23 protein-coding genes and 1 tRNA gene are annotated in these 21,786 nt (G+C 65.9%); 15 read left to right on the forward strand and 9 right to left on the reverse strand.

Annotated elements, in window-relative coordinates; genetic code table 11:
• Window positions 1-173: 173 nt before the first annotated feature.
• The gene (locus ACR65K_RS11335; RefSeq protein ID WP_200946275.1) at window positions 174-995 is read right to left on the reverse strand and encodes a LysR family substrate-binding domain-containing protein; all 822 of its coding nucleotides are present in this window, start codon (window positions 993-995) and stop codon (window positions 174-176) included.
• Here ACR65K_RS11335 and ACR65K_RS11340 point away from each other — a divergent pair.
• The gene (locus tag ACR65K_RS11340) at window positions 958-1,362 is read left to right on the forward strand and encodes a DUF5997 family protein (protein ID WP_056336091.1); all 405 of its coding nucleotides are present in this window, start codon (window positions 958-960) and stop codon (window positions 1,360-1,362) included. The two genes, ACR65K_RS11335 and ACR65K_RS11340, sit on opposite strands and share 38 nt — an antisense overlap.
• Before the next feature lie 3 nt (window positions 1,363-1,365).
• On the opposite strand, the gene ACR65K_RS11345 is transcribed toward ACR65K_RS11340, so the two are convergent.
• The gene (locus tag ACR65K_RS11345) at window positions 1,366-1,749 is read right to left on the reverse strand and encodes a VOC family protein (protein ID WP_056336088.1); all 384 of its coding nucleotides are present in this window, start codon (window positions 1,747-1,749) and stop codon (window positions 1,366-1,368) included.
• 179 nt (window positions 1,750-1,928) lie between these two features.
• Here ACR65K_RS11345 and ACR65K_RS11350 point away from each other — a divergent pair, with 179 nt between their 5' ends.
• Window positions 1,929-2,546, forward strand: coding sequence for a hypothetical protein (locus ACR65K_RS11350; RefSeq protein WP_440152893.1), 618 nt, complete (start codon window positions 1,929-1,931; stop codon window positions 2,544-2,546).
• A gap of 60 nt (window positions 2,547-2,606) precedes the next feature.
• The gene (locus ACR65K_RS11355; RefSeq protein WP_440152894.1) at window positions 2,607-3,215 is read left to right on the forward strand and encodes a DUF6919 domain-containing protein; all 609 of its coding nucleotides are present in this window, start codon (window positions 2,607-2,609) and stop codon (window positions 3,213-3,215) included.
• Between the two features lie 41 nt (window positions 3,216-3,256).
• Here the strand turns inward: ACR65K_RS11355 and ACR65K_RS11360 are convergent, their stop codons facing one another.
• Together ACR65K_RS11360 and ACR65K_RS11365 are read right to left on the reverse strand one after the other, a co-directional pair.
• Window positions 3,257-3,739 carry a pyridoxamine 5'-phosphate oxidase family protein gene (locus ACR65K_RS11360; protein ID WP_056336078.1) on the reverse strand — a complete coding sequence of 161 codons (483 nt, stop codon included), beginning with the start codon at window positions 3,737-3,739 and terminating at the stop codon, window positions 3,257-3,259.
• Window positions 3,740-3,805: 66 nt separating this feature from the next.
• The gene (locus ACR65K_RS11365) at window positions 3,806-5,251 is read right to left on the reverse strand and encodes a flavin monoamine oxidase family protein (protein WP_440152896.1); all 1,446 of its coding nucleotides are present in this window, start codon (window positions 5,249-5,251) and stop codon (window positions 3,806-3,808) included.
• Window positions 5,252-5,332: 81 nt separating this feature from the next.
• Here ACR65K_RS11365 and ACR65K_RS11370 point away from each other — a divergent pair, with 81 nt between their 5' ends.
• A complete protein-coding gene (locus ACR65K_RS11370; RefSeq protein WP_440153084.1) occupies window positions 5,333-6,025 on the forward strand; it encodes a TetR/AcrR family transcriptional regulator in 693 nt (230 codons plus the stop codon).
• Between the two features lie 19 nt (window positions 6,026-6,044).
• Here the strand turns inward: ACR65K_RS11370 and ACR65K_RS11375 are convergent, their stop codons facing one another.
• A complete protein-coding gene (locus tag ACR65K_RS11375) occupies window positions 6,045-6,968 on the reverse strand; it encodes an NADP-dependent oxidoreductase (protein ID WP_440152898.1) in 924 nt (307 codons plus the stop codon).
• 152 nt (window positions 6,969-7,120) lie between these two features.
• Between ACR65K_RS11375 and ACR65K_RS11380 the strand changes: the two genes are divergently transcribed.
• Both ACR65K_RS11380 and ACR65K_RS11385 read left to right on the forward strand, forming a co-directional pair.
• Window positions 7,121-8,248, forward strand: coding sequence for an L-talarate/galactarate dehydratase (locus ACR65K_RS11380; protein ID WP_440152900.1), 1,128 nt, complete (start codon window positions 7,121-7,123; stop codon window positions 8,246-8,248).
• Between the two features lie 9 nt (window positions 8,249-8,257).
• Window positions 8,258-8,962: a FadR/GntR family transcriptional regulator gene (locus ACR65K_RS11385; protein ID WP_440152901.1), complete on the forward strand. Its 705-nt coding sequence runs from the start codon at window positions 8,258-8,260 to the stop codon at window positions 8,960-8,962.
• A 135-nt stretch (window positions 8,963-9,097) separates the two neighbouring features.
• On the opposite strand, the gene ACR65K_RS11390 is transcribed toward ACR65K_RS11385, so the two are convergent.
• Window positions 9,098-9,180: transfer RNA gene (locus ACR65K_RS11390), tRNA-Leu, on the reverse strand.
• 383 nt (window positions 9,181-9,563) lie between these two features.
• On the opposite strand from ACR65K_RS11390, the gene ACR65K_RS11395 reads away from it, so the two are divergent.
• Genes ACR65K_RS11395 through pknB form a run of 7 tightly spaced genes read left to right on the forward strand, consistent with a single transcriptional unit; the run spans window position 9,564 to window position 19,047 of the window.
• Window positions 9,564-10,304 (forward strand): FHA domain-containing protein, encoded by a 741-nt coding sequence (locus tag ACR65K_RS11395; protein ID WP_440152903.1) that lies wholly within the window; start codon window positions 9,564-9,566, stop codon window positions 10,302-10,304.
• Window positions 10,301-10,780, forward strand: coding sequence for an FHA domain-containing protein FhaB/FipA (locus ACR65K_RS11400; protein WP_440152905.1), 480 nt, complete (start codon window positions 10,301-10,303; stop codon window positions 10,778-10,780). The genes ACR65K_RS11395 and ACR65K_RS11400 overlap by 4 nt, the downstream gene beginning before the upstream one ends.
• Window positions 10,781-10,782: 2 nt before the next feature.
• Window positions 10,783-12,468: a PP2C family protein-serine/threonine phosphatase gene (locus tag ACR65K_RS11405; protein WP_440152906.1), complete on the forward strand. Its 1,686-nt coding sequence runs from the start codon at window positions 10,783-10,785 to the stop codon at window positions 12,466-12,468.
• The gene (locus ACR65K_RS11410; RefSeq protein ID WP_056336053.1) at window positions 12,465-13,853 is read left to right on the forward strand and encodes an FtsW/RodA/SpoVE family cell cycle protein; all 1,389 of its coding nucleotides are present in this window, start codon (window positions 12,465-12,467) and stop codon (window positions 13,851-13,853) included. The genes ACR65K_RS11405 and ACR65K_RS11410 overlap by 4 nt, the downstream gene beginning before the upstream one ends.
• The gene (locus tag ACR65K_RS11415) at window positions 13,850-15,310 is read left to right on the forward strand and encodes a penicillin-binding transpeptidase domain-containing protein (protein WP_056336049.1); all 1,461 of its coding nucleotides are present in this window, start codon (window positions 13,850-13,852) and stop codon (window positions 15,308-15,310) included. Before ACR65K_RS11410 ends, ACR65K_RS11415 begins: the two co-directional genes overlap by 4 nt.
• Window positions 15,307-17,022: a protein kinase domain-containing protein gene (locus tag ACR65K_RS11420; RefSeq protein WP_440152907.1), complete on the forward strand. Its 1,716-nt coding sequence runs from the start codon at window positions 15,307-15,309 to the stop codon at window positions 17,020-17,022. The genes ACR65K_RS11415 and ACR65K_RS11420 overlap by 4 nt, the downstream gene beginning before the upstream one ends.
• 15 nt (window positions 17,023-17,037) lie before the next feature.
• Window positions 17,038-19,047, forward strand: coding sequence for a Stk1 family PASTA domain-containing Ser/Thr kinase (gene pknB, locus ACR65K_RS11425; RefSeq protein ID WP_056336043.1), 2,010 nt, complete (start codon window positions 17,038-17,040; stop codon window positions 19,045-19,047).
• Between the two features lie 46 nt (window positions 19,048-19,093).
• On the opposite strand, the gene ACR65K_RS11430 is transcribed toward pknB, so the two are convergent.
• From ACR65K_RS11430 to ACR65K_RS11440, 3 genes are read right to left on the reverse strand one after another with little or no spacing between them, the layout of a single operon-like run.
• Entirely contained in the window at window positions 19,094-19,735 is a 642-nt protein-coding gene (locus tag ACR65K_RS11430) for an aminodeoxychorismate/anthranilate synthase component II (protein WP_440152908.1), read from the reverse strand.
• Complete coding sequence (locus tag ACR65K_RS11435; protein ID WP_200946274.1) at window positions 19,732-19,902, reverse strand: hypothetical protein; 171 nt, start codon at window positions 19,900-19,902, stop codon at window positions 19,732-19,734. Before ACR65K_RS11435 ends, ACR65K_RS11430 begins: the two co-directional genes overlap by 4 nt.
• 2 nt (window positions 19,903-19,904) lie before the next feature.
• On the reverse strand, window positions 19,905-20,693 hold the full coding sequence (locus ACR65K_RS11440) for a class E sortase (RefSeq protein ID WP_440152909.1): 789 nt from the start codon (window positions 20,691-20,693) through the stop codon (window positions 19,905-19,907).
• A gap of 173 nt (window positions 20,694-20,866) precedes the next feature.
• On the opposite strand from ACR65K_RS11440, the gene ACR65K_RS11445 reads away from it, so the two are divergent.
• Window positions 20,867-21,118 carry a cell division protein CrgA gene (locus ACR65K_RS11445; RefSeq protein ID WP_018769892.1) on the forward strand — a complete coding sequence of 84 codons (252 nt, stop codon included), beginning with the start codon at window positions 20,867-20,869 and terminating at the stop codon, window positions 21,116-21,118.
• Between the two features lie 31 nt (window positions 21,119-21,149).
• Window positions 21,150-21,755 carry a DNA-3-methyladenine glycosylase I gene (locus ACR65K_RS11450; RefSeq protein ID WP_056336034.1) on the forward strand — a complete coding sequence of 202 codons (606 nt, stop codon included), beginning with the start codon at window positions 21,150-21,152 and terminating at the stop codon, window positions 21,753-21,755.
• Window positions 21,756-21,786: the final 31 nt, after the last annotated feature.

Consider the following 21,786-nt stretch of genomic DNA (forward strand, 5'->3'; position numbering starts at 1 on the left):
ACCGAAGGCCAAATGGCCGCCGCCGACGTCAAGGACCGCGCCACCGACGCCAAAGACAACGTCCAAAACACCTAAACCCCGTGGGTAACCACGCACCATGGCAAAGCCGGATCCGCACCCCGCGGACCGGCTTTGCTGCTGCCGGGCCTAAGTGCCGGGCCGCAAAGCTTCCGCTAGCGTTTGCCCTTCTTGCGTGAGCCGCGGCCGCGGCCCTTGTCCGGGTTGGGTGCGTAGCGCTGGGCCACCTTGGGCGCCTTCTTGGCGCCGGTCCCCCGACGGTCCGGCTTCGGCTCCTTCTTCACCTTCTCAGGCTGCGCGGATGGCTGGCGTGAACTTTGGGCGGTGCGGCCACGAACGATGCCGATGAATTCCTCCAGCACCTCATCCGTTGCCTCGGTGGGCCAGGCCAGCGCGATTTCGGTGCCGTCCGCCCCGCTGAGCCTGCGCGCCACAGTGTCTTTGACGTTGAAGTGGCGGGCCACCGACATGGGCAGGACCACCAGGCCGGCGCCGGCGGCAACCACCTGGAGCGCGGCCTCGGGTCCGCCCAGGGCGGCAACGTCGAGGAACGATTCCTGCGAGAGGTCGGCGAGGGCCACTTCCTCGAACACGGAAATCTCGTGACCCTTCGGCGCCACCACCACGGGCTGTTCCTCGTAGAGGGGTATGGCACTGAGCCCGTCCCGGTCGATGGGCAGACGGACGAAGGCCATGTCCGCCTGGCTCTCCCGGAGCGCCCCAAGCTGCCCGTCGTCGTCGACCATAAATGCTTCAAGGGGAATATGTGGCATCCGCTCTTCCCAGCGGCGGATCCATTTGCCCGGGGTAACCCCGGCTACATAAGCGATGCGAAGCACGCGTGGCGCCGCCCCGTCAGGAGCGGCGTGGGCGTCAGGCGTGGGGGCATTGTCGGCGGGCACGTCTTCACAGTACCCGCCGCCCGGATACCCTTGAAGCATGACCTCTGCAAACTCCCAGTCCATGAAGCCGGCCACCGTTGCCAAGAAACTTGGCATCTATCTCCCGGCCACGCCGCAGGAGTTCCAGGATTCGACCATCAGCCGCGAGGACTTCGCCGAGCTTCAGGCCAACCCGCCGGAATGGCTCGCCGAGCTCCGCCGCAACGGCCCGCACCCCCGCCCTGTGGTAGCGCAAAAGCTGAACGTGTCCATCAGCGGCCTGGCCCGCGGCGGTGTGGAGGAAGCGCTCACGACGGCGGAAATCACCGCACTGCTGCAGGCTCCGCCGCAGTGGCTGGTCACCGAACGCGCCACGCACGCGGCCGTCCGCGCCGAGGCGCAGAGGGTCAAGGAAGAGGCTGCGAAGAAGCAGGCCAAGAAGGACCGGGCACAGGCTGAATAGCCGTCAGTCCTGGTGGATCTGAATGTAGTTGCCGCAGCCGTCGTCGAACACCGCACTGGTGCCGAACGGATCCGTAGTGGGCGGGGTTTTGAAACTGACTCCGGCGGCCATGAGCCGCTCGTACTCCGCCTGCACATCGGGAACCCCGAAGACGATCGCCGGAAGCCCTGCCTCGCGCACGGCGTTCATGTAGTCCGCCCCGATCGGGTTGTCGCTGGGTTCAAGGAGAAGGCCTGCTGAGCTGCTGTCCGGCGCTCCCGGATCCTTGATGATGTAAAGGTTGTACTCCGGCATCGCCATGAGCGTGTCAAAGCCGAGCGTGCCCGTGTAGAAGGCGTGGGCCGCGGCGGGGTCCTGGACGTGGATGCTGCACATCTTGAGTCGCATGCCTTCACGCTACCTCCCACCCGCGGGTCCGTGGCACAGCCTGACTCCCCTTTTTGGCCGCCATTGACGCTTTGCCCGGAAGACGGTCCAATGGAAGGACCAGCCCTGGCTTACCGGCCGGGCCTGGTCCTTCGATTGGATGCTGGAGGTGCAGGATGTCCGTCGTGGTGGAGTCCTTGATGCACGGTCTGCTTCAGGGTGCGTGGGCGGTCCTGCTGTGCGGCCCCGTGCTGGTGGCCAGCGTGGCCGCCACCGTTTTCGTCGTACGACGCCGGGCCCTGGCTTCCACAGGCAGTGGGGCCACGGGCAGCGCACCCGAAGGCGGGGACCAGCTTTTCTGGGATCTCTTCCTTGGCGCCTGCGTGGCCCTTCCTGCATTGTTGATCCCCGCCCTGGTATCGCCATGGGCTGGACTGGTCCTGGCAGGGGCGGCTGCTGCGTCAGGCGTCGCCGCGTACCGCGGGAGCCCACGGTTCCTGGCCTGGCGCAACGCGCGCCGGGAAGAGCGGCAGCGGCTTTCCGCCCATCAGGCCGCCGGGGTCCGGCATGACGAGCTCATGCGCCGGTGGCGGCGCTACGAACTGGACCCGGCGTGCAGCATCGACTATCCGGCCCTGACGGACGTCCGGCTGCCGGAAACGTCCGCCCTCATCAAGGCGATGCGGACAGCGGACCAGCTGCGGACTGCCACGCACAAGGGTTACCCGGACGCCGTCGGAAGCCTGGCAGCATCGCTGGCTGCAGCGGAACGGGCGGCGGGGATTCCCGCCGGGCTGCCCGCTGAACAGGCGGGCTGACGTTAACTGCTGTGTCGCAGGTGTTGCACCGGCAGGCAGGCCCGGCGATAGCATCCGAAGATGAAGCCTGAAGAAGTTCCTGTCCACGATCAGTACGGCCGGCTGCTGGAGGACCGCGGAGTCTGGCGCCAGGCCACCACCCTGGAGGCCGCCGGCGAACTGACGGCCCGCTGGCTGGAAGGCGGCAGTTCGTACCAGCCGGGCCATTTTGCCGCCGGCTCCGACGACGAGACCAAACCCATCGCCGCAGCCCTGGCCGAACTGAACCGGAACGGACTGTTCACCAGGGAATCCCAGCCGGGAATACGGGTTGGCGATGCTGCACAGCGGCAGTACGTGACGGGCTTTTGCAGCGCCGGCACTGCAGGCAGCCTGCTGGCGCTGTCCACCCGCACGGAACTGGTGACCGTAGCCCACGCGCCGGGCGAGGCAAGCAGCGCTGCCATTCCCGTGACGCTCGCTGGACCGGAGATCACCACGGTGCTCGGCTCCAGCGAGAATCCCGTGGAGGAGGATCAGATCCGGGACTGGGCGGATGAGACCAACGATGCCCTGGCCCTCCTGCTCGCGGATTCCTGGTACGTGGAAATCCTGGATCCGGTGTGGGGGCGCAATGACGTGTTGCTGCCGGCAGTGCTCGTGGCATTGAAAGAGGCGGAGCAGCCTTAGCCGCCCCGCCCCGTTCGATATCCGGCCTTACAAGCTGCGCCTTACAACTCCACGGTGCCGCTTTCGCCAACACTCATCCGGCTGTTGGTGACCTTTGACTTCACCCACTGCAGAACCGTGGCGGCCGTGCCGCCCGGGCTGGTCCAGTACTCGGCGGAGTCCGAATCGATGCGCAGCAGGCACACCTCGGGAGTATCCGGGCCGTCGGGGAACCAGGCTTCAACCGCCTGGTTCCAGAGTTCGTGGATCTTGGCCCGGTCAGTGACCACCTCGGCGGTTCCGGCCACGGACACCCATTCGGTGTTCTTGCCAAAGGCGGCGTTGACGCGCGGATCAGCCCGGACATGCGCAACCTGGGATGTGCCGAGCCCTGTGAAGAACCACATGTCGCCGTCGTCCTTTACCTCCTGGACAGCCAGCGGCCGGCTGACGAGGGCGCCTTCTTCGTTGATGGTGGTGACCATTCCGATCTTGGAATCGTTGATGATCTCCGTAACCTTGCTGATGCTCTGGGCGTCAGTCATGCCTCACCTCGTTCGTCTGAAGTCGGGGACGCTCCCCGCCGCCAGCCTATTAGTAAGCATGCTTATTTACCAGCCGGCAGTCACCGGCACCTTAGCGACCTCGGCGATGCGGGCAGCGGTGATGCGGCCCATCCGGATGGCGCCGTCCACGTGCTGGTAGCCCTCGGCCGCAAGGTCGGAGGATGACCAGTAGATGGGGCCCACGGGCGTGTTCTGGTCCTTGCCATAGCGGTGCAGTCCGCCCAAATCGTAGCTGGATGCGTAGGCGCCGCGGGTCCATTCCTCCGAGCCCCAGTCGGACTCGTAGTACACCTCCGGGGCCAGGGCCTCGTCGCCGAGGTAGCCGGCGATCGATTCCAGGATGGCCTTCTTGCGCTCATCAGGGCTGAGCTCGAAGACGGCGTCCGCCTTCTCGTCCGAGACGAAGCCCACCAGGGTGCCGCGCGGGTCGCCATGGTTGGTGTTGTCGTAGACCTCCTGGACCAGGGCGTCTGCCCCGAAGCAGGTGCCGGAGAGTCCCTTGTCCCGCCAGAAGGGCGTGCCATAGACGGCATGCACCTTGATGACCAGGCCCAGGGACTGGTGCTGGTGCATCTGGTGCTGGCGGCGCGGCAGCGGCGGGTTGAAGGAGACCCGGGAGTAGAGGTTGGGCGGAACAGCCATGATCACAAACCTGGCATTGACCGTGGCGCGGTCCGATATCACGGAGACGCGGTGGCCGCCGTCCGAATCAGGTTCCCAGTTGATGGTGCGCACCGGGGAGTCAAGGATCACGTCGTCACCCAGTTCCCGGGCCTGAAGCAGCGAGACCTGCTGCATCCCGCCCACCACGCGGCGGTCAAGGATGAAGTCCTCGTCCGTCAGGTGGGTGAACGAACCTGCGGAAGCTGCCATGAGGACCGCCTGCAGGGCGGAGAAGGCATGGGCGGGTTTAGTGAGCATGCCGCCGGCGATGAAGAGGCCGATGTTCCTGCACGCTTCCTCGTTGGCCGAGTTCTGCCGCAGCCAGTGATGGAAGGAAACGGTGTCCAGTTCCCGCGCCTTGGGATGGGCCCACGGTTCCGTCGGGCCGATTTCCGCGGCCAGGCCATCCAGCAGGGCCACCAGGCGGTCCATCTCGACGGCGGTGTCCGGGTCCACGGGGAAGGTGTCGCCGGTGTAGCGCACGGGTGTGCCGTCCGCGCCGATGTAGATGGACTCGCCGTCCCGGTAGCGCGGATAGGTTTCGAGGTTCAGCTCCTGGAGCAGGTCCAGGAGGGCGGTCTGGTCCGGGGAGACCCACTGGCCGCCGATCTCGAGCATCGCACCGTCCACGGTGTCGGTCCAGGTGCGGCCGCCCACGCGGTCGCGGGCCTCCAGCACAGCGACGGTGAGGCCGGCTTTCTTCAGTTCACGGGCAGCGGTGAGTCCGGACGGCCCGGCTCCTACGACCACGACGTCGCGGTTCAGGTTCAGCATGATGTCCTCTCTGCGTCCCTTGGTGACGGGGACCACTAAATGAATGCCATTCATTTACTAGAACTATAGCTGGTGACAGCCGGGAGCGGAAGATCCGGATGGAATAATGCAGTGGACACCGACGAAAGGGCAGCAATGCCGGCAGTATCAGCCGCACAGGGACGCTCCACCAGCAACGGCGGAGCACAGAGGAGGCGGGCAGGCCGACCGTCCGCGGCGGTACTGGACAAGGCCGGAATCACGGCAGCCGCGCTGGAACTCATCAGCCTCAAGGGCTACGACGGGCTGACCATGGCAGCGCTGGCAAAGGTGCTGGAGGTAGCACCCTCCGCCCTTTACAACCACGTGGCCTCAAAGCAGGACGTGCTGCTCCTGGTCGAGGACCACCTGATGTCCCTGGTGGACCTCTCGGGATTCGGCAGCGGGGGCTGGGAGGACGCCGTCCGGGCCTGGGCATGGAGCTACCGGGATGTGTTCGCCAAGCACACTCCGCTGATCCCCGTGATCGCCGTCCTGCCCGTGACAGACGCGCCGCAGACCCTTGCCATGTACGAAACCGTGAGCAAGGGGTTCCTCGACGCCGGGTTCCCCCAGGAACGCATCATCCCCGCCATCGTGGCACTCGAGTCCTTTATCTTTGGGTCGGCGTACGACGTCACCGCTCCGGAGGACATCTTCGATTCCGGCTCCATGGCCGGGTCCACCCCCAACTTCTCCGCGGCGGTGCGCAGTTCGGCGGCCGGCCAGGAGCGTGGACGGCCTGCCGATACGGCCTTCAGCCTGGGGCTTGATGCGCTGATTTCCGGCCTGGGCGCGCTGCGGAAGTAGGAGACCGGGAAGGCCCGAATCAGGCGTCCACGGTGACCACGTTTTTGCCCCGGGTATGCCCCTCCATGTTCAGGCGGAAAGCGTCGGCGGACTGGGCCAACGGGAGCACCTTGGCAACCTCCACCCGGATGTTCCGCTGGTCCACCAGTTCGGCGAGTTCCTGCAGATCCACTCCGACCGGGCTGACCCACATCCAGGTGCCGCCATGCTCCTCCACCTCGCTGTCGGCGATGGATGCATGCCTCCCGCCTTCGGCCAGTACCGCCAGGGTCGCGTCGAGATTGCCCCCGGCGAAATCGGCAACCACTTCCACGCCGCCGGGACGCAGCGCGCGTACGCGGTCAGCAAGGCCCTCCCCATATGCAAGTGGTTCGGCTCCCAGGGAGCGGAGGAATTCGTGGTTCTTTTCAGAGGCCGTGGCAATAACCTTCGCACCCAGTGCCACCGCGATCTGAATGCCCAGCGACCCCACCCCGCCGGCACCCCCGTGGATCAGGACAGTCTCACCGGATGTGAGGCCCAGCCGGTTCAGGACTTGGTAAGCGGTCAGCCCGGCCAACGGAAGCCCCGCCGATTCATTCCAGCCAAGTGAGGCGGGCTTGCGGGCAAGCAGTCTTTCCGGCAAGGCGATGTACTCGGCAAAACTTCCGCCATGGACATAATCCTTGCGGCCGTAGGCTATGACCTCGTCGCCGGGCTGGAACTGCCGTGCATCGATACCCACGGATTCAACAACCCCCGCCACGTCCCATCCGGGGATCGCTGGAAACTGCAGGTCCATTGCCGCATCCAGGTAGCCGGCCATGATCTTCCAGTCCACTGGGTTAACTGCGGCCGCCTTTACTTTGACCAGGACCATGCCCGGCCCCACCTTGGGCAGGGGCACATCGGTCAGTTCGAGGACGTCCGGGGTTCCGTATTCACTGTAGGTAATTGCCTTCATGCCTTCGATAACGGCGCAATGGGACGCCGCTATTCCAGCTCCCCTGGAGGAGTGGCTCATGACACCGGCCACTCACACTTGTAATACAAGTACTGAACTTATATCCTAAGGGTGTGGGCGAAGGAGCCCAGCCCCCGCTTCCAGGAGAATCCATGAGCACCGTCGATCTGATCCGGCACGTTAAGCTGTCCACCGCCCGCCTTCACCTCGCCGTTCCCATCAGCGACGCCAAGGTCTTCACCGGCCGGCAGAAGCCCATGACCGAGGTGGTCTTCCTGTTCGCGGAAATCACCACGGAGCTGGGCCACTCCGGCATCGGCTTCAGCTACTCCAAGCGCGCAGGCGGCCCCGCGCAGTATGCCCACGCCAAGGAGGTCGCCGCAGGCCTCATTGGCGAGGACCCCAATGACATTGCGAAGATCTACACCAAGCTGCTCTGGGCAGGCGCCTCCGTGGGCCGGTCCGGTGTCGCCACCCAGGCCCTCGCCGCCGTCGACATCGCTTTGTACGACCTCAAGGCCAAGCGCGCCGGGCTGCCGCTGGCGAAGTTCCTGGGGTCCTACCGCGATTCGGTGCGGACCTACAACACGTCCGGCGGCTTCCTGAACGCCACCCTGGACGAAGTGAAGGCACGGGCCACGCAATCGATCGAGGAAGGCATCGGCGGGATCAAGATCAAGGTGGGCCTGCCGGACAGCAAGGAAGACCTCCGCCGGGTCGCGGGGATCCGCGAACACATCGGCTGGGACGTTCCGCTCATGGTGGACGCCAACCAGCAATGGGACCGCGCCACCGCCCTCCGCATGGGACGCCGCCTCGAGGAATTCGACCTGGTCTGGATCGAGGAACCGCTGGACGCCTACGACTTCGAAGGCCATGCCCATCTGGTGCAGGTCCTGGACACGCCCATTGCCACCGGTGAAATGCTCGCCTCCGTCGCCGAGCACAAGGGCCTCATGAACGCCAACGGCTGCGACATCATCCAGCCGGATGCCCCGCGCGTCGGCGGCATCACCCAATTCCTGCGCGTGGCCGCCCTCGCGGACGAACGCGGGCTGGGCCTGGCACCGCACTTCGCCATGGAAATCCACCTCCACCTCGCGGCGGCCCACCCCCGCGAACCGTGGGTGGAGCACTTCGACTGGCTGGACCCGCTGTTCAACGAGCGCCTCGAAACCAAGGACGGCCGCATGATCGTCCCGGACCGCCCCGGACTCGGGGTCACGCTCAGCGAGCAGGCACGTGCCTGGACCACCGAGAGCGTGGAGTTCGGCGCGTAATCTTGAGCCATGAGCCGGAACCTCACCGCAGACCTTGCCGCTGACCTTCGCACCCGCATCGTCGACGGCGTGATCCAGCCCGGCGAGAAGCTGCCCAGCGAGAACACGCTCATCAGCGATTTTGGTGTCAGCCGTACGGTGGTCCGCGCCGCCCTCACCCGGCTCCAGGCTGAGGGGCTTGTCGAAACCGAGCGGGGGCGCGGCAGCTTCGCCCTCACTCCCCCCACGGACGCGCCCAACGCGGTGGCGGGCGGCCGTCCGGTGGCCACCACCGAAGACAGGCTGCACCTACTGGCCTTCCGTATGGGAGTGGAAAGCGAAGCTGCCGCACTGGCCGCGCAGAACCGCACCGACCGGCAGTTGCGGGCCGTCAGCGCGGCGCTGGACGCCTTCACTGAAAGCGCGGACCATCCCGCCCATGCCATGAAGTCGGATTTCGAGTTCCACCGGGCCGTGGCGGCCGCATCCGGCAACCCCTACTACTCCGACTGCCTCGCTGCCCTGGGCCAGACGATGATCGCAATGCCGCGCACCCGGCTGATGACCGGCGTCGAGCACTACGCCCGGGACCACTTCGAGCAGGTGGTGCTGGAGCACCGCTCCATCAGGGACGCGATCGCGGACGGCGACCAGGCTGCCGCGGAGGCCGCCATGCGCAGCCATTTGGCCAACTCACGACGCCGGTTCAAGGCTTCGGCGCGCCCGTCCAGCTAACTTTCCCCCTCGCACGGACTACTCCCCTCCGCGTTCCAAGGGGATTTGACCATATGCCGGGGAGAAGGCGCATGCCGCCGGGCCCCGGGAAAGCAGAAGAGCCCCGGTCGTAAGACCGGGGCTCTTTCCATTGCGTGCGCGAGGGGGGATTTGAACCCCCACGCCCTTTCGGACACTGGCACCTGAAGCCAGCGCGTCTGCCGTTCCGCCACTCGCGCGCAACTTCTTCCACTCGGCCGGTCCGGTTTCCCGTTCCGCGCCTCGTAAAAGCAGCGAGATCAAGCATAACGGACAGATGCCGCAAATTACCAATTGGCCGCCCTTGCCCCTTCTACAAGCCCGGAACAGCGGCTCAAATGAGCCGCAATACCAGCCCAAAACCGCCCGCCGGAGCCGCGGCAAGACCGTGCCGGGCAGGGCCGGATCTGAACTTTTGCCGGCGCCCGGCCGTTGTGGATTAAGGTCATTCGCGGGGGTGGCCAGTAGTATCGGGTGTAGGAGTGGCCGCTGCCGGCGGGCACGCCACGCAGTGCCGGACCGCCCTGCAGGTGCTGGTCAGCAACAACTACTGCCCCGGAGCCGGGGGGAAAGGAGAAGAACCATGGGTCTGCTGGACAAGGTTGAACGTGGCATTGAAAAGGCCGTCCGCGGCGTCTTCTCCACCGGTTCCAAGGCCCAGGTCGAACCCGTGGAGATCGCCAGCAGGCTCCGCCGCGAGGTGGACCACAAAGCGATCACCGTGGCGGCGGGACGGACTCTGGTTCCCAACGTCTTCGACGTCCAACTCAGTGACGACGACTTCGGTCGCGCCCAGGAGTGGGGCACGCCGCTGGCCGAAGAACTCTGCGACGTGGTCATCAACCACGTCCGGAGCCAGGGCTACATTCTCCAGGGGCCGGTCCGGATTTCCTTCCGCCGCGAGAGCGCACTTCGCGCCGGTGATTTCGAAATTGCCTCCTCCACCGAGAAGTCCCAAGGCTCCGGCGGAAACCAGCCCAGGCCGAACGTCCCGGCAGCACCGAGCCGCGCGCCCGTGAGGCTGCAGCCTGTCCTGGACATCGAGGGCCAGCGCTATTCGCTAAACGCCCCGTCCATCATCCTGGGCCGGTCATCCGAGGCAGATATCCACATTGAGGACACCGGCGTATCGCGGCGCCACTTGGAAATCCGCACCGCCAACGGCGTCACCAGCGCCGTGGACCTGGGGTCCACCAACGGCAGCTACGTCAACGGCCAAAAGGTCTCCGGCAGCACCGAACTCACAGACGGATCCACCATCACGATGGGACGGACAAAGATCATCTTCCGCCTGCTTCCTGCCAACCCGGGTGGCCACGCATGAGCGACCTGACCATCACCGCGCTGCGGTTCGGCTTCCTGCTGCTCCTCTGGGTGCTCATCTTCAGCATCGTCTCCGCCATGCGTCGGGACCTCATGCTGGGCCGGAAAGCCGCATCGGGCGTCCCCACCGCCCGCCAGGTCCGCCGAAACCCCGAATTGGCGGAGAACCAGCAGTCCGTCAAGCAGCAGGCCCGCCAACTGGTAGTGGTCGAAGGACCGCTCAAGGGCAGGACCCTGCCCCTGGCAGCCAGCCCCATCCTGCTGGGACGCGCCCAGGAAGCCACCCTGGTACTTGAGGATGACTACGCTTCCGGCCGCCACGCCAGGCTCTTCCCCCAGGGCAGCCGCTGGTTCATCGAGGATCTCGGCTCCACCAACGGAACCTACCTGGGAGACCAGCAACTTACCCGTGCCCTGCCCGTCGAGCCAGGGGTACCCGTGAGGATCGGCAAGACGGTCATTGAATTGAGGCCGTAACCGTGGCCGAGGCTGAAAACTCCGCAACCGGCTCCAGCCCGGCGCAGCGGCCCCTCATCATGCGCTTCGCGGCGCGGTCCGACGTCGGCCGGATCCGTTCCAAGAATGACGATTCCGCCTACGCCGGGCGCCACCTCGCCGTCGTCGCAGACGGCATGGGAGGGCACGCGGGCGGTGACGTTGCCTCAGCCGCAACTGTCCTGGACATGATCCACCTGGACAGTCCGGACCACGGCGACGAAGCCGGCACGATCCTCGCCGATGAAATCCAGACCGCCAACTCTCTGCTCTCCGAACTGGTGCACATCAACCCCAAACTGGCGGGCATGGGCACCACTGTGACGGCGCTCCTGCTCGCTGACGGCAAACTGCACTTCGCGCATATCGGTGATTCACGCGCCTACCGGCTCCGCGACGGCGAATTCAAGCAGATCAGCGTGGACCACACCTTCGTCCAGCGGCTTATCGACGAAGGCCGGCTGCGTCCCGAGGAAGCTGAAACGCACCCCCACAAGAACGTCCTCATGCGCGTCCTGGGCGACGTGGACGCCAGCCCCGAACTCGATCTGGACACCCTTGAGGCCCGGTCCGGCGACCGCTGGCTGCTGTGCTCGGACGGATTGAACTACGTAGCTGCCCACGCCGTGGAGCGGACCGTCCGGGAGACCCACAACCTGCACGAGTGCGCCGAAACCCTTGTCCAGCTGACACTCGAGGCCGGTTCGCCGGACAACGTCACCGTGGTCATGGTGGACATCGTGGAGGAAACGCCCGACGACGTTAGTACCGCCGCCGTCGAAATCGTTCCGCCGGTGCAGGGCAGCAAGCCCGCTGCCGCGGCAGCGGACAGCGGCGGCAAGGGCGGGTCCGCCCCGAACGATGCCAACCAACAGCCGCGCCCGGAAAAAGACCCGGTTGACGACGGCCTGAAGGACGCGGAAGCCGCTTCCCCCGAGCCGGGCAGCACGGATCCCCACCTCGGCGAGCATCTTTCGGCGGAAGTCCTCAGGGAAGAACTTGCCTCCCGCCCGCATGAACTCGTGGGTGCAGCGGCCGCAGCCGCCGAATCCGGCTCCATTCCAACTGTGGCGGGGCGTACCGTCGCACGGCGGGCGGCCACGCTGCTCACCCACAAGGCGGAACCGGCCAGTGAGCCGGAGGACACCCTGCCGGCACTGCGTCCCCGCCGCTGGGTGGCCTGGTCCGTCGCAGCCGCCGTCCTGGTTGTGGTGGCCGTTGGCCTTTGGCTCGGGTACGCGTGGACCCAGACCCGCTACTACGTGGGCGAGTTCGATTCCCGGGTGGCCATCTACAACGGCGTGTCCCAGCGGCTGGGCCCCATCCAGCTGTCCTCGCTTGAAACCGTGACCGAGATCCGCATGGACTCCCTCCCGCCGTTCTCGCAGCAGCGGGTGCGCCAGACCGTCCCCGCCAACGACCTCTACGACGCGCAGCGGATCGTCAAGAACCTGGAACTCACAGGAACCACCTCGCCCGAGGACGAATGCCCCAAGCCTTCGGCCGGCCCCACGGGAAGCCCGAGCCCCTCGGGAAGCGCAGCACCCCCGGCCAGCGCGCCCGCTCCGCCGCCGTCCGCATCGGACGCCCCGGCACCGGCGCCTTCACCTGCACCATCGGGAGCTTCTCCTTCCCCCACTCCGACCATCACCTGCGAGGCTGCCAAATGAGCCAGGTAAGCACTTTGCCCAAGCCTCGCCGCAACGTCGAACTCGCGCTCCTGCTGCTGGCGCTTGCCGTGGGCATCGGCGCGAACATGCTGGTGGGCGTGGACCAGGAGAAGGCCTTCGATTCCGACTTCTGGTTCCAGTCCAGCCTGCTGGCGGTCGCAGCCCTGGTGTTCCACGGCGTCCTGCGCTTCCGCGCAAAGTATGCCGATCCCGTAATACTTCCGATTGTGGTTGCTTTGAACGGTCTGGGCCTGGCGATGATCCACCGCCTCGATGCTCCCGGCGAGGATACGGGGAACAACCAGCTCCGGTGGACCCTGATCGCCATGGCTGTGGCCATCGCGGTGGTGTTTTTCCTCAAGGACCACCGGATCCTGCGCCGGTTCACCTTCATTTCCCTGGCTGCGTCGGCCCTGCTGCTGATCCTGCCCCTTGTGCCGGGAATCAGCGCCGGCGAAATCCTGGGCGCACGGGTGTGGATCAGGTTCGGCCCCATGACGTTCCAGCCGGGCGAAGTAGCCAAGATTACCCTCGCCATATTCTTCGCAGGGTATCTTTCCTCCAACCGTGACCTCATCCTGCTCGCCGGCCGCAAGATCGGTCCCCTGCAGTTCCCCCGGTTCAAGGACATGGGCCCCATGATTACGGCCTGGCTGGTCAGCATCGGTGTCCTCATCTTCCAGCGGGACCTTGGATCCTCCCTGCTGTTCTTCGGACTGTTCATCGTCATGATCTACGTGGCCACCAGCCGGATCAGCTGGGTGGTCATCGGCCTGGCCCTGATCCTCGGCGGCGGTTTCGTGGCGGCCCAGGTGTTCTCCCACGTCCAACAGCGCGTCTACGGCTGGCTCAACGCCTTCTCCCCCGACGTCTATGAAAACGGCAGCCGCCAGGTCATCGAAGGCCTGTTCGGCATGGCCAACGGCGGCCTGGTGGGAACCGGCCTTGGCCAGGGACGCCCGGACCTGGTCCCCTTCGCCAACAGCGACATGATCATCGCGTCCCTGGGCGAGGAACTGGGGCTGATCGGCCTGTTCGCCGTCGTCCTGCTGTACCTGCTGCTGGTCACCCGCGGATTCCGCGCCGCCCTGGGTACCCGCGACGCGTTCGGCAAGCTGCTCGCATGTGGCCTGTCCTTCGCGGTGGCCCTTCAGTGCTTCGTCGTGATCGGTGGCGTCACCCGGCTCATCCCGTTGACGGGGCTCACCACGCCGTTCCTCGCCGCCGGCGGATCATCCCTCCTGGCCAACTGGATCATCGTGGGACTGCTCCTGATGATTTCCCATGCAGCCCGCGGCCCGGTGGACACCACACCGCTTCCGCCGGCCGGCGCGGCAGCAGCAACCGGCATTGACACTCCAACCGAGGCGGTGAAGCAGGCATGAACCAGGCAATCCGGCACTCATGGGTGGCCGCCGTGGCCATGTTTGCACTGCTGTTTGGGGCCCTCAGTTATGTGCAGGTGGTGGGCGCGGACGACCTCAAGACCAACCCCCTGAACCAACGCGCCATCCTGCAGAACTACTGCAATGACCGCGGGGCCATCATCGTTGGCGGCACCCCCATTGCCGAGTCGGTGGAAACCGGTTCGGAGACCTGCAAGTTCCAGCGCACCTATACCCAGCCGGAGCTCTATGCCGGCCTCACCGGCTACTTCTCCAAGAACTACGGTGCCACCGGACTGGAGCAGTCCATGGGCGCCGAACTCGCTGGCAACTCCGACCAGCTCTTCCTGGACCGGGTGGGCCAGCTCTTCCTTGGCAACCAGCCCAAGGGCGCCTCAGTGGAGCTCACCATTGATCCCCAGATCCAGCAGCTGGCCTACAGCCTGATTCCGGATGGCCAGCGCGGCTCCATTGTGGTGACGAATCCCAAGACCGGTGCCATCCTGGCCATGGCCTCCAAGCCTTCCTACAACCCCAACTCAGTGGCCACGCAGGACGCCGCCGCGGAACGGGCCAACATCAATGAACTGGTCAAGGTCCCGGGCATTAACCTGAACCAGAACGTCAGCGGCCCCACCGGGGAGCTGCTGGCGCCGGGCTCCGTCTTCAAGCTCGTGGACACGGCCGCCGCGCTTGCCTCGGGGAAGTACAACAAGGACAGCGAACTTCCCAACCCTGCCGAAATGCCCTTCCCGGGCATCCAGTACAAGCTGCCCAACTACGCGGGCGGCAACTGCTACACCAGGGACACGGCCAGCTTCGCCTTCGCACTGCAACAGTCCTGCAACACTCCCTTCGCGAGCATCGCGCTGGATCTTGGCCGCGACGCCATCGCTGAACAGGCCAAGAAGTTCGGCTTCGGCGAGGACGTCGGGGACCAGCTGAAGCTGGGCCACGCGCTGGGCAACGGATTCCCCGAGAACCTGGACGGACCCGGCCTGGCACAATCGGCCATCGGCCAGAAGGACGTCCGCGCCACGCCGCTGCAGATCAACATGATGACCTCCGCCATTGCCAACGGTGGAAAGCAGATGCAGCCCAACCTCATCAAGACCCTGCGCTCCCCGGACCTTCGGGTGATCGACGAACCGCAGCCGCAGCAGCTGCGCACCTCCACTACCCCGCAGATCGCCAGCCAGATCACGGAATGGATGGCAAGCGCCGTCAGCGAGGGCATTGCCAAGGGTGCCGCGGTCCCCGGCGTCCAGGTGGCCGGCAAAACAGGGACCGCAGAGCTCGGGAACGGAACCAACAACTCCTGGTTCACCGGCTTCGCCCCCGCAAACAACCCGCAGGTGAGTGTCACGATCGTCATGGAAGGCGTGAACATCACCACCGGCGCACAGCTGACCAGTCCTAACGCGAAGAAGATTTTTGAGGCGGTGTTGAATAAGTGAGGCCTACAACCGGAATCACCCTCGGCGGCAGATTCCAGCTGACCACCCGGATTGCGATCGGCGGCATGGGGGAAGTCTGGAAAGCCAAAGACCTCGTCCTGGGCCGCATCGTCGCCATCAAGGTGCTGAAGGAGGAGTACACGGGGGACCCCGGATTCCTCCAGCGCTTCCGTGCGGAGGCCCGCCACACTGCCCTGCTGAACCACGTGGGGATCGCCAACGTCTTTGACTACGGCGAAGAAGAAGGCTCGGCGTACCTGGTCATGGAACTGGTCCCCGGCCAGCCGCTGAGCAGCATCATCGAGCACGAACAGGTGCTGTCACCGGACCGTACGCTCTCGATCATCGCGCAGACCGCCCGCGCTCTGGCCGTTGCCCACGCGCAGGGCCTGGTCCACCGCGACGTCAAGCCCGGCAACCTCCTGATCACTCCTGACGGCCGCGTCAAGGTCACCGACTTCGGCATCGCGCGCCTCGCCGACCAGGTGCCCCTCACGCAGACCGGCCAGGTCATGGGAACCGCCCAGTACCTTTCACCGGAGCAGGCCACGGGCCAGACCGCCACGGGATCCTCGGACATCTACTCGCTGGGTGTCATCGGCTACGAGTGCCTCAGCGGGCACCGCCCGTTCTCCGGGGAATCGCAGATCGCCATCGCCCTGGCACAGGTGAATGACGCTCCGCCTCCCCTTTCGGAGAGCCTGCCGGCCCCAGTGCGCGCCCTCCTGATGTCCATGCTTTCGAAGGACCCCAAGGACCGCCCGGCGAACGCCATCAAGCTGGCCGAAGCAGCCGAGGCTATCCGCAACGGTGACATCAGCGCAGCACGCGCCGCGGTGCCCGGCATGCTTCTTTTCGACGCCGATACCGGGCCCATCACGGCCCCCGTTGACACCGCCACTGCCCCCACCGGAGTCATTGGCACCCAGCACGATTCCACCCCCACAGCCACGTCCGCCCTGCCGGTACTCGGTGCCGGGGCAGCCGCCGGAATGGCCGCAGGCGCCGCCGCCGATGGGGACACGCCCAAGGGCCCGCTTGCCCGCGCCAACGCGCTGGCCGCGGAACGGAACTGGGACCAGGAGGAGGAAACGTACGACGACGTGCCCTCCGATGAGCCCCGGCGCAAGGGACGCAGTCCATGGACATGGCCCCTGGTGGCCCTGATCCTGCTGCTCCTGTTTGCGCTGGTGGGTTTCCTGCTGAACCAGATGGGCCTGTTCTCGCCGTCCGGCAACCCGACGTCGGGCACCACCACCAGCAGCGCGGCCCCTTCATCGGCGACACCCACGCGGACCCCGTCGGCCACTCCCACGCAGACCCGAAGCACACCGATGCCCACTCCCACGCCCGAGCCCACACAGGACACGGTCAACGTGATACCGGCCGCTTACCTCGGCAAGGATTACCGCCAGGTCCAGACTGCCCTTGCGAACCTTGGACTCCAAGTGACCGTCCTGCCGCAGGAGAGCGGAACGGCCGCGCCCGGCACCGTCCTGGAACTGAATCCCACGGGCCCGGTGCCAAAGGGATCGCTTATCACCGTTATCTACGCAACCGCTCCATCCCCGGCCCCCACAACAACCACGGCACCCAAGCCGACGCCTACCCCCACCACGTCCTCGCCCGTTGCAGGTCCCACGCCCATCTCGCCCCTGGCAACCTGCGCGGCCGGCCAAACCGCCGGAACGCCGGCAACCTGCGCACCGTAATCGTTGGGGCCACCAGTGAATGAGTCACCACGCACACCGTTGCACCGGGAGGACAGCCTGCCGGTGGATAACCGGCGTGTCCTGAGCGGCCGCTACGAGCTGGGCAGCCTTATTGGCCGGGGTGGCATGGCGGATGTCTACCGCGGGACCGATACCCGCCTGGGCAGGACAGTGGCCGTCAAACTGCTCCGGCCGGATATGGCCCGGGACCCGCAGTTCCAGGCACGGTTCAAGCGTGAAGCGCAGGCAGTAGCCGCCCTGAACCATCCCTCCATTGTGGCCATTTTCGATACCGGTGAACACCTGGTCCACGACGGCACTGGCGAAGACGTCCGGGTGCCCTACATCGTGATGGAGTACGTCGAGGGCAGGACCCTGCGTGACCTGATCCGCGCAAATGAGGTCGGCATCGACCAGGCCATCGATTACTGCCTGGGTGTCCTGGGCGCGCTCGAGTACAGCCATAAGGCCGGAATCGTCCACCGGGACATCAAGCCGGCCAACGTGATGTACTGCCCCGGCACCAATTCGGTAAAGGTGATGGACTTCGGCATCGCCCGCGCCATCGCCGATTCCTCGGCGACCATGACCCAGACCCAGGCAGTGGTGGGAACGGCGCAATACCTGTCACCGGAGCAGGCGCGCGGCGAATCCGTCGACGCCCGCAGTGACCTCTACTCCGCCGCGTGCCTGCTTTACGAAATGCTGACGTCGCGTCCTCCGTTCGTCGGAGACAGCCCGGTGTCCGTCGCGTACCAGCACGTCCGCGAAATTCCGGACCCTGCCAGCAGCCTGAATCCGAAGGTGTCACCGGCCCTGGACACCGTCCTCGCCAAGGCCCTGCAGAAGAACCGGGATGACAGGTTTCAGGATGCTGCAGCCTTCCGGCGCGCCCTGAGGGCTGCGAAGGCCGGCGTGCCTGTCCCTGCCGTGCCGGCGTCCGAGGCGCCTACCGATCCAAACGACCACGTCCCGCAAGCGGCCCCGCCCACCGAAGCCTTCACGGCAACGGGCGCAAGTTTCCTTGATGACGCCCCCACCGGCCGCCTGGCAGCAACCACGCTTGATGGCGAAGGCGGACCGGGCGTTCCGCTTGAACTTGCGGATGAGGATGGGCCGGACGAATACAGGCCGAACGGGTACCGGGCAGACGGGTACAGCGCGGCTGCGCCGCTCCCGCTTGGCTTCCCTCCGGAACGTGAGCCGAGCACCCGGCAGAAGTCCCGCCGTCGTGCCTGGATCGCCACCCTGGTGATCTTCACCCTGCTGGTACTCGCGGGCGGCGGCCTGTGGCTTTACCAAACGGTCAACCGGCCGGCCCCCGCTCCACCCAAGGTCCCAATACCCGCCGTCGCGTCCATGACGGAGAGCGCGGCACTTCAGGCACTGTATGACGCGGGACTGCGTCCCAGGATCGCACGGGCTGCAAACGATACGGTGCCCAAGGGAACCGCCATCGGGACTGATCCAGCGGCAGGCGGTTCGCTGGATCCGGGGGCGGACGTCATCCTCAACATTTCCGAGGGCCCCAGCTCGGTGAAGGTCCCGGACAGCCTCCCCGGCAAGACTGAGGCTGCCGCGCGCGACATCCTCCGCCAGGCGGGACTGGCCGGCGCGCCGACCACCAGCACGGCCAACAGCGCCACTGTTCCGGCTGGAATCGTCATCACCTCCAACCCGGCACCGGGCCAGAGCGTTGGCGTGGGCACCAGCGTGGAGCTCATCGTTTCCACCGGCAAGGTGGTGGTCCCGGAGCTGCGGAGCCTAGCCCGTGAAGAGGCGGAGGCGGCCCTGAAGGAGCTTGGCCTGGTGCCTTCTGTGGTCGAGGCGGAGAACTCGCAGGTGGAGCCGGGCAGGGTCACGGACCAGAGCGATCCTGCCAATGCCGCCGTCGTCCAGGGAAAGACCATCACCATCGTTGTGGCCAAGGCGCCGCCGCCACCGCCGCCACCGCCGTCACCCACGGAGACGCCGACCCCCACGGCCACACCGAAGCCGACGCCGACGCCCACCAGGAAGGGCTGACCTCACCCTGGTGGGCCGGGTCGCTTCCCGCCAGCTTTACTGGCGGCTAGTGCTGGATGAGGGGGCTCAGTTTCGCCGCCCGGGCCGCTGCGCCTTTCATGCCCAGCGATTCCAGCCAGTTGCCCAGCATCTGGTACCCGCCTTCGGTGAGGACCGACTCGGGATGGAACTGCACACCGCAGAGCGGCGCCGTCCGGTGCTGCAGGCCCATGACCACACCGGACGCAGTTTGCGCGGTGACTTCCAGGACATCGGGAATGGATTCCCGGACCGCGGCCAGCGAGTGGTAGCGGGTGGCCGTGACGGGGGAGGGGAGCCCAGCGAAAACGCTGGTGCCAATGTGCTCCACCTGGGACGTCTTGCCGTGCATGAGTTCAGGGGCGTGGGTCACCTTGCCGCCGAAGGCCTCAGCCAGTGCCTGGTGACCCAGGCATACACCGAACATGGGCACGCTGTTTTCACCGCACCACTTGATCAGCTCGATGCAGATGCCTGCCTCGGCAGGGTTGCCCGGGCCGGGTGAGATGAGGACACCGTCGCGCGTACCGGCCAGTTCAATTGCCTCCTCCAGCGTAACGTCGTCGTTGCGGACAACAGTGGTTTCGGCGCCCAGCTCCTGGAGGTAGCCCACCAGGGTGTAGACAAAGCTGTCGTAGTTATCCACTACAAGGATCTTGGTTGTGGTCATGGCTGGTCTGTGGAACCAATCGTCGAGTCGGTGAATTGGGTGAAATGGGACATCCAGGGGAACAGGAACTGGACCATCAGTACCAGGGCAATGAAGACCAGTGCCAGCGAGATGGTGATCCTGAGCCAAAGCGGTCCGGGAAGGTGGCGGAAAATCCAGGCGTACACGGTCAGCTCCTTCCGGTGGCTGCTGCAACCTGCGCGGCGATCTCGGCCGGCGATCCGGCCGCAGCCGGACGCCAACTGTCCAGCAGGGCGTAGGCGATGATGCGTTCTTCCGCGCCGAAGCGGGGATTGCAGCTCGTCATGGTGAGGTAGCTTTCGGTGGGCGTGGCACCGGGCTTGGTGGGGACCGGCTCCAGGACGTCGGTGCGGGAGGGCATCACAATCTGGTTGTTCCGGAAAACGTAGACGTAATAGCCGTCCTTTGTCTGGACGTAAATTTTGTCACCGGGCACCAGCGTGTGGATGTTGTCCAGCACCGCGCCGTGCGTCTGCCGGTGCCCCGCGACGGCAAAGTTGCCCACGGCTCCGGGCATGGCCGTGTTGCTGTAGTGGCCAAGGCCCAGGGTGTCCAGGACGTCCTGGCTGGTTCCCTGGACGATGGGACGGGTGTAGCCGGGGCCAAACCGCGGGATGTACATGATTCCGATCGTTCCTGCATGGCCCGGGGCGGTGCCCACCACCGGTTTGCCGAAATCTTCAGCTGCAGCCGGCGGCGCGGAGGGGGCTGCTGGTGCGGGAGCGGCGCTGCTGAGGTCCTGGGCAAATTCCTTGATGACCTGGCTCTGCTTGGCGTCGGACTCGACGTTGGTCCACCACAGCTGCCATGCCACAAAGAGAAGGAGGATGACGCCGGCGGTTATCAACAGCTCACCCAGAACCTGGATGATGCCAGGCAGCAGGGCACGGCGGGACGCGGGCGCAGTGGCGGGCCCCGCCTTCTCCTGCAATACCACGCGTTCTCCTCCGGGCGTCCGCCCTGGGCACAGGCTGCCCATCAACTGCGGCTAGAATTGGCTGCTAGTAAGAATCCAGATTTGACCAAGATCGCGCAGACCGCTGGCAACTTCCTTCTTGCAGGATACCAAGCCCGGACCGCCGAGCTTGCCCAGCCCGCCAAGGAGAGCCAGTGCCCGAGTCAAAGCCTCGCAAGAAGACCGCCAGCACCGCCCAGCCGGCTTCCCCCCAGGCCTACAAGCCCAACCCCGTGTGGTTCAAGCCGGTCATGTTTGGCCTGATGATTATCGGCCTCTTCTGGATCATCACCTTCTACATCAGTGAGGGCCGCTTCCCGGTGCAGGCCTGGCAGTCGTGGAACATCGTAGCCGGCTTTGGCATTGCGATCGTGGGCTTCCTGATGACTACCCGCTGGCGCTCCTAGCGGCGCCCGCGGACCTTCCAAGGAGGACGCACTGGCTCCCGATTCCGCCGGAGTAATTATCGGCGAGGACGGCCTGGCCCGGCCGGCGTGGGCTGCCTCGGATCCGCTGATGCGGAACTATTACGACCAGGAATGGGGCTTGCCCGTCACTGACGAGCAGGGCCTGTACGAGCGCATCTGCCTGGAGGGTTTCCAGGCAGGACTTTCATGGGCCACCATCCTGCGCAAGCGTCCCGCGTTCCGTGCCGCCTTCGCAGGGTTCGATCCCGAAGCCGTGGCGTTGTTCGGCAGCACGGACGTGGACCGGCTGATGCAGGATCCGGGCATCATCAGGAACCGGCTGAAGATCCTGGCCACGATCAGGAATGCGCAGGCAACCTTGGAGTTAAGGAACGACGGCGGGCTGGTGGACTTTGTGTGGGGTTTCGCCCCAGATAGCACCCCGCGGCCGAGGGTGGCTGCCGAGATCCCCACGCAGTCCGCGGAATCGGTTGCCTTGTCCAAGGCACTGCGGAAGCGCGGCTTTTCCTTTGTGGGACCCACCACCATGTTTGCCCTGATGGAGGCTGTGGGAATGGTGGACACCCACCTCCTGGGCAGCCACCGGCGTGGATCCTCCGGCATCTGGCCCGGATAGCACCTCCCGGTACGAAGCCGGTTATCCCCAG

Source organism: Arthrobacter sp. SAFR-179 (assembly GCF_059414945.1).